The 13,005-nt window shown below is 59.8% G+C and carries 14 protein-coding genes; 7 read left to right on the plus strand and 7 right to left on the minus strand.

Translation table 11 applies throughout. The features are described from left to right. Positions 1-91: 91 nt before the first annotated feature. Positions 92-1,162, minus strand: a complete 1,071-nt coding sequence (locus FLP30_RS12505) for a polyprenyl synthetase family protein (RefSeq protein WP_149280097.1) — start codon at positions 1,160-1,162, stop codon at positions 92-94. Positions 1,163-1,278: 116 nt separating this feature from the next. On the opposite strand from FLP30_RS12505, the gene FLP30_RS12510 reads away from it, so the two are divergent. Next, on the plus strand, positions 1,279-2,019 hold the full coding sequence (locus FLP30_RS12510; protein WP_149280390.1) for a tRNA1(Val) (adenine(37)-N6)-methyltransferase: 741 nt from the start codon (positions 1,279-1,281) through the stop codon (positions 2,017-2,019). Positions 2,020-2,131: 112 nt separating this feature from the next. On the opposite strand, the gene FLP30_RS12515 is transcribed toward FLP30_RS12510, so the two are convergent. From FLP30_RS12515 to FLP30_RS12525, 3 genes are all read right to left on the minus strand, one after another. After that, positions 2,132-3,148, minus strand: a complete 1,017-nt coding sequence (locus tag FLP30_RS12515) for a ribonucleotide-diphosphate reductase subunit beta (RefSeq protein ID WP_149280098.1) — start codon at positions 3,146-3,148, stop codon at positions 2,132-2,134. A gap of 73 nt (positions 3,149-3,221) precedes the next feature. Beyond that, on the minus strand, positions 3,222-5,150 hold the full coding sequence (locus tag FLP30_RS12520) for a ribonucleoside-diphosphate reductase subunit alpha (RefSeq protein ID WP_149280099.1): 1,929 nt from the start codon (positions 5,148-5,150) through the stop codon (positions 3,222-3,224). 195 nt (positions 5,151-5,345) lie between these two features. After that, complete coding sequence (locus FLP30_RS12525; RefSeq protein WP_149280391.1) at positions 5,346-6,326, minus strand: Gfo/Idh/MocA family protein; 981 nt, start codon at positions 6,324-6,326, stop codon at positions 5,346-5,348. Between the two features lie 243 nt (positions 6,327-6,569). Between FLP30_RS12525 and secD the strand changes: the two genes are divergently transcribed. Continuing rightward, on the plus strand, positions 6,570-8,135 hold the full coding sequence (gene secD / locus FLP30_RS12530) for a protein translocase subunit SecD (RefSeq protein WP_210419290.1): 1,566 nt from the start codon (positions 6,570-6,572) through the stop codon (positions 8,133-8,135). Between the two features lie 14 nt (positions 8,136-8,149). Beyond that, positions 8,150-9,091: a protein translocase subunit SecF gene (secF, locus tag FLP30_RS12535; RefSeq protein WP_149280101.1), complete on the plus strand. Its 942-nt coding sequence runs from the start codon at positions 8,150-8,152 to the stop codon at positions 9,089-9,091. 99 nt (positions 9,092-9,190) lie between these two features. Here secF and FLP30_RS12540 read toward each other — a convergent pair whose 3' ends face one another. Beyond that, complete coding sequence (locus FLP30_RS12540) at positions 9,191-9,562, minus strand: hypothetical protein (protein WP_149280102.1); 372 nt, start codon at positions 9,560-9,562, stop codon at positions 9,191-9,193. A gap of 262 nt (positions 9,563-9,824) precedes the next feature. Beyond that, positions 9,825-10,295, minus strand: a complete 471-nt coding sequence (gene mscL, locus FLP30_RS12545) for a large conductance mechanosensitive channel protein MscL (RefSeq protein WP_149280103.1) — start codon at positions 10,293-10,295, stop codon at positions 9,825-9,827. A gap of 252 nt (positions 10,296-10,547) precedes the next feature. On the opposite strand from mscL, the gene rpmE reads away from it, so the two are divergent. The 3 genes from rpmE (at position 10,548) to FLP30_RS12560 (ending at position 12,276) form a co-directional block, all read left to right on the plus strand. Then, the gene (rpmE, locus tag FLP30_RS12550) at positions 10,548-10,778 is read left to right on the plus strand and encodes a 50S ribosomal protein L31 (RefSeq protein ID WP_149280104.1); all 231 of its coding nucleotides are present in this window, start codon (positions 10,548-10,550) and stop codon (positions 10,776-10,778) included. Positions 10,779-10,956: 178 nt separating this feature from the next. After that, on the plus strand, positions 10,957-11,466 hold the full coding sequence (locus tag FLP30_RS12555) for an Hsp20 family protein (RefSeq protein WP_149280105.1): 510 nt from the start codon (positions 10,957-10,959) through the stop codon (positions 11,464-11,466). Positions 11,467-11,673: 207 nt separating this feature from the next. Then, positions 11,674-12,276, plus strand: coding sequence for a DUF1013 domain-containing protein (locus tag FLP30_RS12560; RefSeq protein WP_149280106.1), 603 nt, complete (start codon positions 11,674-11,676; stop codon positions 12,274-12,276). 51 nt (positions 12,277-12,327) lie between these two features. Here FLP30_RS12560 and FLP30_RS12565 read toward each other — a convergent pair whose 3' ends face one another. Further along, entirely contained in the window at positions 12,328-12,492 is a 165-nt protein-coding gene (locus tag FLP30_RS12565) for a YdcH family protein (protein ID WP_149280107.1), read from the minus strand. Positions 12,493-12,719: 227 nt separating this feature from the next. On the opposite strand from FLP30_RS12565, the gene FLP30_RS12570 reads away from it, so the two are divergent. Next, the gene (locus FLP30_RS12570; RefSeq protein WP_149280108.1) at positions 12,720-12,926 is read left to right on the plus strand and encodes a YdcH family protein; all 207 of its coding nucleotides are present in this window, start codon (positions 12,720-12,722) and stop codon (positions 12,924-12,926) included. The last annotated feature ends 79 nt before the right edge of the window (positions 12,927-13,005 follow it).

Raw genomic sequence — 13,005 nt, forward strand, 5'->3', positions numbered from 1 at the left:
GATCACGTTCAGTCTGGTCAAAAAGAAATGGCCACATCAGAACGATGCGGCCATGCCTATGTTTTTCCTCACCTCCGTGGTCCAAGAACGCTTAGCGTTCCCGGCTGACGGAGTAGCTGGCGGTATCACGCAGCAGGTCTTTGAGTTCACTCTGCCGAAACAGGTCCAGAGCCTCCCGCGCCTTGGCCGCATAATCTTCCGCACGGGCAAGGGTAATGCCGATGGCATCGGTTGCGGCAATACGCTCCAGAGCTGCGGCCAGATCACCGTCCTGCTGCTCGCTATCCTCAATCACCCTGCGCCAGAAGACACGGTCTTCCTCACTGCCATGCTCGTAGGCTGCCAGGACAGGCAGGGTCACCTTGCCTTCACGGAAGTCGTCACCCACTTCCTTGCCCAGCACGGCCTGATCGGCGGCGTAATCCAGCGCGTCATCCACAAGCTGGAAGGCCATGCCGAGGTTGGCGCCATAAACCCGCAGGGCCTCACGCTGTTCTGCGCTGGCCTCACCAATCACGGCACCGGCCTCACAGGCGGCAGCAAACAGGGCTGCTGTCTTGCCGTAGATAACCTGAAGATACTGCTCCACCGACGTGGACAGATCATTCTGGGTTGTCATCTGCATGACCTCACCTTCCGCCAGAGTGGCGGAGGCAGCGGACAGAATCGCCATGACATCGAGCGAGGCATCAGCCGTCAGGATCTGGAACGAGCGGGCAAACAGGAAGTCCCCCACCAGAACAGATGCCTTGTTGCCAAAAATAGCATTGGCGCTGGCAAGCCCGCGCCGGAGCTGGCTTTCATCCACCACATCATCATGCAGCAGCGTGGCAGTGTGGATGAACTCCACACAGGCAGCGATTTCAACATGCCGTAACTGCCCATCCCGCGTGTCGTAACCGCACAGGCGGGCTGCCGCCAGTGTCAGCAACGGGCGCAGGCGTTTGCCCCCCGCTGCGACAAGATGCGCGGCCAACTGCGGAATGAGTGGCACAGAGCTTTGCATGCGCTCGACAATTACGCGGTTGCACGCCTGCATGTCAGAGGCAAGATAATCGGCCAGCCCCTTAAGACCGGCTTCTCCTGGTTTGGTCACTGAAACTCCAGATCCATCCTGGCTTGTGGTTCTGCCTGATTCTGTCAGGCTGACTGCAACACCCAAACGCTATTCCCCCAGCCATGGGATGAGTTGACGATCTCTTATATGCGAGGCACCAGAAAAACGGTCAAGCGCCAACAAATTCAAGCCTGCCAGATACAGAAATGCACACACTCCCCTTGCCCTCCCTTCCTGCCACGACCCGAGGAACACTTCTGCGTGGGCGTCTGTGCTACAGCCAGTTCGCGCAGGGCTACCGTACAGGCCTGGAACCCGTGCTGATGGCCGCGGCCATTCCCGCCAAACCGGGCCAGAATATCCTGGAAATCGGCTGTGGGGCGGGGGCTGGCCTGCTCTGCCTGTTCCAGCGTGTTGCCGGGCTGTCCGGCACGGGGGTGGAGCAGGACTCCGCCACAGCCGAACTGGCCCGCCTGAACCTGCATGCCAACGGCCAGCACAATACCCGCATCCTCAATGCCTCATTCCCCGATGGGCTGGACCTGCCCGACAGTTTTGACCACTGCATGGCAAACCCGCCGTGGCATCCGGGCAACAGTTCGGCCTCGCCCACGCCACGGCGCGATCTGGCGCGGCGGCTGGGGCCACAAACGCTTAACCTGTGGGTGCGTGGGAGTGCTGCCGTATTACGCCACAAAGGCAGCCTGACCCTGGCCCTGCCTGCGGCTCTGGCAGATCAGGCCATGATGGCCATGCTAACTGCCGGTTTTGGAGGGATTATGCTCTACCCCTTCTGGCCAAAAGCCGGGCGGGAGGCGCGGATCGTGCTGGTGCAGGCGCGGCTGGGTGTCCGCAGCCCGTCACGGGTCATGCCTGGGCTAGTGCTGCATGAAGCGGACGGAGCGTTTACCACCATAACCCGCAGTGTTCTGGAAGACGCCATGCCCCTTCCAGAGCTTTAAACGCGATCAGAGACCCCGCGATGTCAGGGCTGGCGACTCTTGTCGTTTTGCCCCGACAGACTCCTGACAGGGCAGGCAATACCTACCCCTGCCAGAAGGCATTCACACCGCGTTAGCTGAAGACAGAATTTTCAAACGCTTCTTCCCAGGTACCACTGGTCGAGGCGCGGCTGTATTCCGTCGAGCGGTTTTCAAAGAAATTGGCGTGTTCCACCGCGTTCAGCATATCGTCCAGCCATGGCAGAGGATTGACCGTGGTGTTGTACACGGGGTCCAGACCAAGCTGAGTCAGGCGGCGATCGGCAATAAAGTGGATGTAGGACTTGACCTGCGCGGCATCGAGCCCTTCCACAGCGCCCATTTCAAACGCGAGGTCAATAAAGGCCTCTTCATGCTCGACAATGGTTTTGCAGATATCTGTCAGCTCGTTACGGAGCTTCTCTGTCCAGATTTCCGGGTTTTCCTGAATGAACACATGGAAAAGACGGATGACGGACAGGCAGTGCAGCGTTTCATCACGCACCGACCACGACACAATCTGCCCCATGCCCTTCAGCTTGTTGAAGCGCGGGAAGTTGAGCAGGATGGCGAAGGACGCAAAAAGCTGCAAGCCTTCGGTAAACGCCCCGAACGCCGCCAGTGTCTTGGCGATTTCATGCTTACTGTCCACCGTGAACAGCTGCATGTAATCGTATTTGTCCTTCATTTCCTTGTACTGCAGGAAGGCCGAATATTCGGCCTCCGGCATGCCCAGCGTATCAAGCAGATAGCTGTAAGCGGCAATGTGGATGGTCTCGATGTTGGAGAACGCCGAGAGCATCATCAGCACTTCCGTGGGTTTGAACACACGGCTGTAGTGCTTCATGTAGCAGTTGTTCACTTCCACATCGGACTGGGTGAAGAAGCGGAAAATCTGCGTCACCAGGTGGCGCTCGCCTTCGTTCAGCACCTTGTGCCAGTCCTTGACGTCATCCGCCAGGGGCACTTCCTCTGGCAGCCAGTGCAGCCGCTGCTGGGTCAGCCACGCATCATACGCCCACGGATACCGGAAAGGTTTGTAAACCGGGTTTGCCGTTAGCAGGTCAAAATGTTCCTGCGGGCCTTCCTGTGCTGCATTATGCTCGCTCATGCCATCCCCCTCTGGCGGTCCGGGCAGACCGCCAATGTTTTGACTTTAAAAACAGTTGCCAACAGCCAGTGCCTTACTGGCAGGCAAGGCATTCCTCATACGTAGGCTCACTCGGCGCGGCTGGGGCCGAGGCACTGCCATGCTGCTGCACGTCAGACTTGTTCACCACGTTGCTGACCGTATCCGCACGCTGGATGGACAGGCTGCGGCAGTAGTAGAGGGACTTCAGCCCCTTCTTCCATGCCTGGTAGTGGATCTGGTGCAGGTCGCGCTTATGCACATCCGCAGGCAGGAACAGGTTGACCGACTGCGCCTGGCACACATAGGGCTGACGGTCGGCCGCATGTTCAACCACCCACCGCTGGTCAAGCTCGAACGCGGTTTTAAAGACATCCTTCTCCTGCTGGGTCAGGAAGTCGAGGTGCTGCACACTGCCTTTGCTGGTGGTGATGGACGACCAGACATCGGGCGTGTCGTAGCCCTTTTTCTCCAGCAGCTTCTGCAGGTGCCGGTTACGCACGGTAAAGGAGCCGGAGAGTGTTTTCTGCAAGAATACATTGGCCGCAATCGGCTCGATCCCAGGGCTTGCATTGCCCGCAATGATCGAGATCGAAGCCGTGGGTGCGATGGCCATCTTGTTGGAAAACCGTTCCATCACGCCGTATTCTTCCGCATCGGGGCAGGCACCACGCAGTTCGGCCAGATGCCGGGATGCAGCATCGGCCTGCTCGCGGATATGCTTGAAGATCTTACGGTTCCAGACCTTTGCGATCACGCTTTCAAACGGCACATCACGGGCCTGTAGGAAGGAGTGGAACCCCATGACACCAAGCCCTACCGAGCGCTCACGCATGGCGGCATATTTGGCGCGTTCCATTTCCTCTGGCGCACGGTCGATAAAGTCCTGCAGGACGTTATCGAGGAACAGCATCACATCTTCAATAAACTGGGTATCACCCGACCACTCATCCCAGGTTTCCAGGTTGAGGGACGACAGGCAGCACACCGCCGTGCGGGCCTTGCCGTGGTGGTCGATGCCGGTCGGCAGCGTGATTTCGGAGCACAGGTTAGAGGTTTTAACCTCCAGACCCGCCAGCTTGTGGTGTTCGGGCCGGGCGTTGTTCACATGGTCGGAGAAAACAATGTAGGGCTCACCCTGTTCCATCCGCGCGGTCAGAATACGGATCCACAAGCCACGGGCCGAAACCTTGCGAATGACCGAGCTATCCTTGGGGGAGAGCAGCGCCCATTCCTCATCCGCTTCCACCGCACGCATAAAGGCATCGGGCACCAGCACGCCATGGTGCAGGTTCAGCGCCTTGCGGTTGGGGTCGCCCCCGGTGGGGCGGCGAATCTCGACAAATTCTTCAATCTCGGGGTGCCAGACGGGCAGATAGACAGCCGCAGACCCACGCCGCAGCGACCCCTGAGAGATGGCCAGCGTCAGGCTGTCCATAACCCGGATGAACGGGATAACGCCGGAGGTCTTGCCGTTGCGGCCGACATTTTCCCCAATGGAGCGCAGGTTGCCCCAATAGGAGCCAATGCCGCCGCCCTTGCTGGCCAGCCACACGTTCTCGTTCCACAGGTCAACAATGCCCTTCAGGCTGTCGTTGGCCTCGTTCAGAAAGCACGAAATGGGCAGACCGCGCGTGGTGCCGCCATTGGACAGCACAGGCGTTGCGGGCATGAACCAGTGCTTGCTGATATAGTCATAAATACGCTGGGCATGCGCCTGATCGGCCCCGTAGCGCGATGCCACGCGGCCAAACAGATCCTGATAGCTCTCATCAGGCAGCAGGTAGCGGTTGTCGAGTGTGGCCTTGCCAAACGGTGTCAGCAGAGAATCCCGCGACCGGTTGACGTGAACCTGAAAATATCCGGGCAGTTGCACCATATCCTGTGTGCTGCTGCCTTCGAACAGGTCGCCCTCACCCACCAGGTCTGCACCACCTGCGAGCGGGCGATGGATGTCATTCTCATGCGCATCACTCAGACTCATGGCTTGGGCTCTCCACGTTATAATGTTCAGATTCAGGGTAACAGTGCGCTTATGGGCTGCTGATCCGCAGCACGTCGGCAGCCACTACATTTCGCGCTTTTGCTCCATTCGGCACACCATATCTAGCGTTTTTTTTGCTCTCAGGCATCGAAAAAAAGCTTGTATTCGCCAATGCCCCGGATTTTCCTCGGTTTTTCAGACCGATCGTATCAGACCCGAAATTTCCATCAGCCGACGGGAGTCGGATATCCCCTGCGTGACCGCCAGCGCCGCCGCCAGGGCCCGCCGACCGGCCATGGCATCGACCACCACAGGTGCGCCATGCAGGCAGGACGCCACAAAAGCCTGATGCTCCGCCAATAGCGAATCCTGTTCCTTCCAGCTCACGTGTTCGCGCCGGAATCCACCCGTGCCCGGCAGGGGCAGACCACGCTCCCGCCCGATCATGCTCAGCTCGCGCTTGACGAAGTCAGCGGACAGGTAACCCTCCTCCGAGAACAGGCGCATCCGCCGTTCGGTCTTGAGGGAGATACGGCTGGCCGTAATGGTGGCCACACATCCGTTTTCAAAACGGACACGGGCGTTGGCAATATCCTCATGCGCGGAGCTGACAGCAGCCCCCAGCGCATCCACCTGCACAATGGTGCTGTCCACAATGGCCAGCACCAGGTCCAGATCATGGATCATGAGGTCGAGAATAACCGACACATCGGTCCCACGCGGCTTGTAGGGGGCAATCCGTGTGGCCTCGATATACAGCGGGCGGGTAATGCGCTGGGTTATGGCATCATGCTCCGCCGAATAGCGCAGAAGATGCCCCACCTGACAGACAAGCCCTGTCTGCCCTGCCAGCGCCACCAACTGGTCAGCCTGCTCCAGCGTGGCAGCCACCGGCTTTTCCACCAGCACATGCTTGCCAGCCTGCAATGCCCGCACTGCCAGATCAAAATGGAACTCCGCCGGAGCCGCAACAACGACCGCATCGGACATGGCCAGCAGGCTGTCTACATCCGGGGCCACGGGGCAGCCTGCCTCAGCCGCAACAACGGCCGCACGGGCCGCGTCGGGGTCATACACCCCACTGAGCACCTCCTGGGGGACCAGACCGATCTTGAGGGCATGGTAGCGCCCGAAATGCCCGGCCCCGATCACACCCACACGCAGAATTCCGCTCATCATTCCCTGCCTTTGCCATGGTGGCCGACATAGCCGCACCCGGCCTGCCCTGCCGCCCGCAAGGGGTAGCAGGCCCACACCGGAATGCAAACCAACGCCCCCCGCCAAGACGGCCCGGCAGGTGTGCTCCCCCCGCGACATGGGGCCACCAACTCGGCCCCGGACATGCGTGCGTGACAGTGAACAGTTGCAACATGCCAGCCGGAACGGCATGTTCCGGGCAACTGAACTGCAAGTGATCTGGTGAGAATGTATTACAGCCGCCTCAAACTGGCCTCGGTGCTGGGTGTGTGCCTGCTGGGCCTGCTGCTATGCTTGCCCAACGGCCTGCGCAGGCCCCTTCCCTCGATACCGTGGCGACAGGTCCATCTTGGGCTGGACCTGCGCGGTGGTTCCTACCTGCTGCTCCAGGTTGATCTCAAGAGCCTGACGCATGACAGACTCCAGACACTGTCCGAGGCTGTGCGCGACGCGTTGCTGAAGGAACACCTTGGCTACCGCGATATTGCGGTCAATGCTGATCAGGCCAGCATTACCTTCCAGCCGCGTGACCCGTCGGAAACACAGGCTGATCTGGATGCGCTGAAGGCGCTCCCCCATGCCACGGCCAATGAATTCAGCATTACCCGGCAGGACAATGGTGCCATTGTGCTGGCCCTGTCGCCCGAATCCATTCGCCAACGGGCGCATGACGCCATTACCCAGTCCATCGAGATCGTGCGCCGCCGTATTGACGGCACTGGTGCTGTCGATCCGCAGATTACCCGCCAGGGTGATGACCGGATTGTGGTGGAACTGCCCGGCATTAGCGACCCTGACCGCATCAAGGCGCTACTGGGCACCACCGCGCGCATGACCTTCCGTCTGGTTGACCCCAACGCCCTGCACGCCACCTACCCGCCGCCGGGTGTCAGCCTGCTGCCCATGGCCAGCCCTGCCGACGGCGGCCCGCTGCCCGTGTTTGACCACGTGGATGTGGATGGCAGCGACCTGACCAACGCGGGCGCCGTCATTGATCAGCAGACCGGGGAATGGGCTGTCAGCTTCTCCTTCGATTCTGTAGGCACCCATGCCTTTGCCACGGTGACCAAAGCCAATGTCGGCCACCGCTTTGCCATTGTGCTGGACAACAAGGTGATCGAAGCCCCCGTCATCCGCACCGCCATTACCGGCGGCAATGGCCAGATTACCGGCGGGTTTGACGCCCAGAAAGCCACCGACCTTGCGCTGATGCTGCGTGCAGGCGCCCTGCCTGCCCCGCTGAGTGTTATTGAGCAGCGCACCATTGGCCCGTCACTGGGGGCGGATTCCATCCGTGCAGGCATGATCAGCCTTGCGGCTGGCTTCCTGATGGTGGTTGTGTTCATGGCGCTGTTTTATGGGCGCTTTGGATGGTACGCCAACGCCGCCCTGCTGGCCAACCTGGTGCTGATGATCGCGATCCTGTCGCTGTTTGAGGCCACACTGACCCTGCCGGGCATGGCGGGCATGCTGCTGACACTGGGTATGGCGGTGGATGCCAATATCCTCATCAACGAGCGTATCCGTGAAGAGGTAAACCGTGGGCGCACGCCCCTTGCCGCCATGCAGGCAGGCTTTGAGCGTGCCACATCCACCATTGTGGACAGTAACGCCACGGCCCTGCTGGCCCATGTCATGCTGTTTGTGTTTGGCACCGGCCCGGTACGGGGCTTTGCCCTGACCATTACCATCGGCATCGTGACAACCCTGTTCACGACCCTTCTGCTTTCCCGCATGCTCATGACCCGCTGGTACGCGCGCACGCGCCCCACCAGCCTGCCGGTCTGAAACGAGAGGCGCATATGTTCGGACGACCTCTTCTGCGCTTTGTCCGCAAGGACACGCATATCAACTTCATGCGCGGCCGCCATATGGGGCTGATCGTTTCTGCCGTGCTGTCCGTGGCTTCGCTGATCCTGTTCTTCCACCCTGGGCTGACCCTGGGGCTGGATTTCAGGGGCGGCATTGTCGTGGAGGCCAAGACCTCTGGCCCGGCAGACTTTGCCAAGCTGCGTGCAGCTCTGGCCAGCCACGGCATCCAGCATGCCTCGCTCCAGTCCTTTGGCGGCGCGGATGATGTGCTGATCCGGCTGGACACGGGGGAAGGCCAGAATACGCAGGCCATTGTGGACCAGGTACGCCACACGCTGGACCAGACCCTGCCGGGCACCACCATCCTGCGGGCCGATGCGGTGGGCGCTTCCGTCTCGGCCGAGCTGTTCCGCAACGGTATTCTCGCCCTTGTGCTCAGTCTGGCGATGATCCTGGTTTACATCTGGGTCCGCTTTGAATGGGAGTTTGCGCTCAGCGCCGTTGTCACTCTGGTGCTGGACCTGACCAAGACCATGGGCTTTCTGGTGCTGACCGGCTTTGAGTTTGACCTGGTCATGGTGGCCGCAATCCTGACCATTCTTGGCTATTCCACCAACGACAAAGTGGTGGTTTACGACAGGGTGCGTGAGAACCTGCGCCGTTACCGCAGCATGCCGCTGATTGACCTGATCAACCTGTCCATCAACGAAACGCTAAACCGTACACTGGGCACATCCTCCACCGTTTTCCTCGCCTCATTGCCACTGGCCTTGTGGGGGGGCAGCACACTGTCAGGCTTTGCCTGGACCATGCTGTTCGGCATTGTGGTTGGCACATCGTCATCCATTTTCATTGCCGCGCCACTGCTGCTGTTCATGGGGGAAGGCCGCCTGAAGCGCGATGCCAAAGCCCCCGCAGCCAGCAAAGCCTGACAATAACAAAGGCATCTGCCACACAACTGGCAGATGCCTTGTCTAGCACCCGAACACCCTGCCCCGCCCGACGGAACTACGCCGGCTATAACGCCTGTATTAGCGGGCTACGGCCTGTGGCTGCGGCACGGTGCCTACCGGTGCTTCTATAACCCCAATAAAATCTTCCACCTTCTGCCCTGCCTGCAACAGGGTAAACTGGCTTGGATGGTCCTGAAAAAGCAGGAGCGCGCCCAGGGTCTCCCGATCCGCCTTCAGGATCGCCTGCACCTGTGCGTTGGGTAACGGCCCGGCCATAAGTCGCCCCCGTGCCATGCCGTTTGTAATGACATAGCTGTACAGGACGGTATGCGGGGTCTGATAAAGGGGGAGCCCCTGCGGCACGGCCTGGCAGGCTGCCACACACCCCACAAAACCAAACAGGACAAGCCCCCGCATAAGGGGCCGGAAGCGAAGGACAGGATACTGCATAGGCAAATGCTAGCCTATCTCTCGCCGTCCTCAAATACAGCCTCTGCTCTGACTGTGCGTCTTGTGATGGGGATACCCGGACTGGCCGGAGAGAGCCCTCGGTTTGAGGGTGTGCCCCATGGGGGCCTGTTACCCTACGCGCCTGCTCCGGGAGCACCGTGCTGAAAACCCGGAAGGGGCTTGTGGCCCCTTCTCCCCGATTCAGGCGCGGTGGCTTGCACGAGGCAATGCCCGATTCAGGGTTGGTCTGTGGTGTCGTGGTTTATTTGGTGCTGGCGGCGTTTTTGGCAGCCAGTTCATCGCGAATCTGCTCCAGCAGCACTTCGGTGCGGCTCGGCTCAGCCGGGGCTGCGGGCTTGGCGTCTTCACGCACATGCAGGCGGGTCAGCGCCTTGACCAGCCAGAAAATAGCCAGAGCAACGATCAGAAACTGGATAACAGCGTTCACGAACATCCCGATATTAAGGGTAACGGCCCCTGCCTTCTGGGCTTCGGCCAGGGTTGCCATGTGTTCACCCTTGAGGGTGATGAACAGATTCGAGAAATCAATGCCCCCGATCAGCAAGCCCAGCAGCGGGTTGAAAATATCCTTGACCAGACTGTTGACGATGGAGGTAAACGCCGCACCGACGATAACACCCACCGCCAGATCAACAACATTGCCGCGCATGATAAAGCCGCGAAACTCAGCAATCCATGCGGGCGTGCGCACGTGTGAGGTAAGATCAACCATTCCCATAAATTCCTATTTTCAAAAACTTGTGGCTCCAGACACTTCATTATGTATCCGCGCTGTCACCAATTCCTCAACGCGGAAAGGTCATGGTCCACATTATTTCTTTTCTATGGTGCGGTTTTGTCATTCCGTCCACGACCCATGTGGGTGAAATGAAGTGTTGATCCTGCGCAGCCGTGCCGTTATATGCTCGGCCAATATGGCCCGGTCGGTATCGGGCCCTTTCCGCTGTAAAGAAAGACCAGTTGCATGAAACCCGGCATTCACCCCGACTACCACGAGATCACCGTCATCATGACCGATGGCACGGAATACACGACGCACTCCTGCTACGGCCAGCCTGGCGACACCCTGCGCCTGGACGTTGACACCAAGTCCCACCCGGCGTGGACGGGCGTGCAGCGTATTCTCGACACCGGGGGCCAGGTTGCCAAGTTCAACAAGCGCTTTGCTGGTATCGGCACCCGCACAAAGGGCTGATCTTACAGCCACGGCGTGCAGAAAGCCCCGCACTCTTGAAAGAGGGTGCGGGGCTTTCCATGTTCAGGGTATGCCAGTGCCCAACCGGGGCTGGCGACACACCTGCCCTGTCAGGCTGCCGACCCGGAGCCTGCCGCATGAAGGGCAGAACCTTGCCGAGTAAAGAAGGTTCCTGACCATGACATATGACTTTACCCCCCTTTTCCGCACCGCCATCGGCTTTGACCGCCTGGCCCAGGTGATGGACACCGCGGCACGCACCGCAGGCACGTCCAGCTACCCTCCCTATGACATCGCCAAAACCGGGAGCGACAGCTACGCCCTGACCATGGCCGTGGCAGGCTTTGGCCCCGATGACATTGAGCTGGTCGTGCAGGACAACACGCTGGTTGTGTCCGGCCGTGTCAACGCACCACTGGAGGAAGGGGAAATCCTCCACCGGGGAATTGCCCGCCGCGCCTTTGAGCGGCGCTTTGCCCTGGCCGACCATGTGGAAGTCACCAGCGCCGACATGCACAATGGTCTGCTGCGGATCATGGTGCGCCAGATTGTGCCCGACGCCCTCAAGCCCCGCCGTATTCCCGTCGGGGTTGGTCAAAACCGCAGTGCCAATGTCGCACCTGCCAGCGCCCAGCCCAACCTGGCAGCGCAGGTCGAGAACACACCGCCAGTCGCCACCGCGGCCTGACACACGCCCCCGGCGCCACCAAAAGAGGGAAAGCCCCGGCTTTCCCTCCCCCGCCTGTGCATTTGCAGCTTGACCTGCATAGGCCGCACCCGCCATACCGTGGGCAATGATTGCGCGTCGGCAGGCACGCAGGCTTCCGGGGCGGTGCCCCTGGCCATCAACTCTCGGGTGCCTGCGTGAATGCGGCCCGATGACAGGATGGAAGCCATGACAACCTTACCGTTGATGCCCAAAGCGACCGCTGTGTGGCTCATTGAAAAGACCGCTCTGAGCTTTGAGCAGATCGCCGCCTTCTGCGGCATGCATCCGCTGGAAGTACAGGCTATTGCCGATGGCGAAGTCGCGCAGGGCATTGTCGGCTACGACCCCATTGCCAACCATCAGCTCACGCGTGAGGAAATCCGCCGGTGTGAAGGCACACCTACCGCGCGCCTCAAGATCATGACCGTCAGCAACCCTGTGCGCCGTCGCTCCAAAGGGGCACGCTATACCCCTGTGGCCAAGCGCCATGACCGGCCCGATGGGATTGCCTTCCTGCTGCGTAACTACCCGCAGCTGAGCGACCCGCAGATTGTCAAGCTGCTGGGCACCACCAAGGACACCATTGCCAAGGTGCGTGACAAGCAGCACTGGAACACGCCCAACATCAAGCCGCGTGACCCCGTGACAGTTGGCCTGTGCAGCCAGACGGACCTGAACGCCGCCGTGCACGACGCCAATACCCGGCTTGAGCGTGAAGGCGCAGACATTCCAACCCCTGTCATCGACAGTGTGGATGTGGGCGCTGGCGTGGAATTTTCTGAAGACTGATAACAACACACGCGGCCAGCACTCAGCATGGCCGCGTGTGGGACTAGCGGCTTAGTCCGCCAGCCTTTCTATTTCTTCCTTGATACGCAGCTTCTGTAGCTTCAGGCACATCAGGACACGTTCGTCAGGTCTTGGTCTGCCACCTTCGGTACTGATTTTCTGATCAACCCGAAAATGACGGTTCTTGAGACTTTCAATCCTTGCAAGGCGCGACATGGCTACCTCCTTACGGTTGACGACCCGATGACGGTAGCGTACAGCCTGTCAAAAATTTCATGCTAATTTCATATCTCCCCACATGCTGACATGCGCTGTACACATGCAACTTTTTTCGCACGCCGGGTCTGGCCTCGCGCAGAAGGTTGGTGAACACTCGCAACCACATGGATCAAACGCCCATAACAGCGTAAACGAGTCCTATTGTGCCAGGGGGAAATACCATCATGCTGACTGATCGGAACATTGTGCTGGGCCAGCTTCATGAACTCCGCAGCGAACATCGTGACCTGGATACCATCATCTACCGCATGACATGCGAGCCCGCTTTTATCGACCAGCTGTACCTCCAGCGCCTGAAAAAACGGAAACTTCTTCTCAAGGACCGTATAACAAAGCTTGAAAGCCAGCTGATCCCCGACAATATTGCCTGAGTTTTCAGCCAATACAGACTGACCGGACACACTGCGACCGTGAGCACACCAGACCCCCAGCCATCCGCCCCCCTTCCGA

The sequence above is a fragment of the Acetobacter vaccinii genome (genome assembly GCF_008365315.1).
In the GTDB taxonomy this organism is placed as follows: Bacteria; Pseudomonadota; Alphaproteobacteria; order Acetobacterales; family Acetobacteraceae; genus Acetobacter; species Acetobacter vaccinii.

What these genes read in the sequence shown, in the direction of transcription:
- FLP30_RS12515 (WP_149280098.1), bottom strand. Translation starts at nt 3,148, where the DNA reads ATGAGCGAGCATAATGCAGCACAGGAAGGCCCGCAGGAACATTTTGAC.
- FLP30_RS12520 (WP_149280099.1), bottom strand. Translation starts at nt 5,150, where the DNA reads ATGAGTCTGAGTGATGCGCATGAGAATGACATCCATCGCCCGCTCGCA.
- FLP30_RS12525 (WP_149280391.1), bottom strand. Translation starts at nt 6,326, where the DNA reads ATGAGCGGAATTCTGCGTGTGGGTGTGATCGGGGCCGGGCATTTCGGG.
- secF (WP_149280101.1), top strand. Translation starts at nt 8,150, where the DNA reads ATGTTCGGACGACCTCTTCTGCGCTTTGTCCGCAAGGACACGCATATC.
- FLP30_RS12540 (WP_149280102.1), bottom strand. Translation starts at nt 9,562, where the DNA reads ATGCAGTATCCTGTCCTTCGCTTCCGGCCCCTTATGCGGGGGCTTGTC.
- mscL (WP_149280103.1), bottom strand. Translation starts at nt 10,295, where the DNA reads ATGGTTGATCTTACCTCACACGTGCGCACGCCCGCATGGATTGCTGAG.
- rpmE (WP_149280104.1), top strand. Translation starts at nt 10,548, where the DNA reads ATGAAACCCGGCATTCACCCCGACTACCACGAGATCACCGTCATCATG.
- FLP30_RS12555 (WP_149280105.1), top strand. Translation starts at nt 10,957, where the DNA reads ATGACATATGACTTTACCCCCCTTTTCCGCACCGCCATCGGCTTTGAC.
- FLP30_RS12560 (WP_149280106.1), top strand. Translation starts at nt 11,674, where the DNA reads ATGACAACCTTACCGTTGATGCCCAAAGCGACCGCTGTGTGGCTCATT.
- FLP30_RS12565 (WP_149280107.1), bottom strand. Translation starts at nt 12,492, where the DNA reads ATGTCGCGCCTTGCAAGGATTGAAAGTCTCAAGAACCGTCATTTTCGG.
- FLP30_RS12570 (WP_149280108.1), top strand. Translation starts at nt 12,720, where the DNA reads ATGCTGACTGATCGGAACATTGTGCTGGGCCAGCTTCATGAACTCCGC.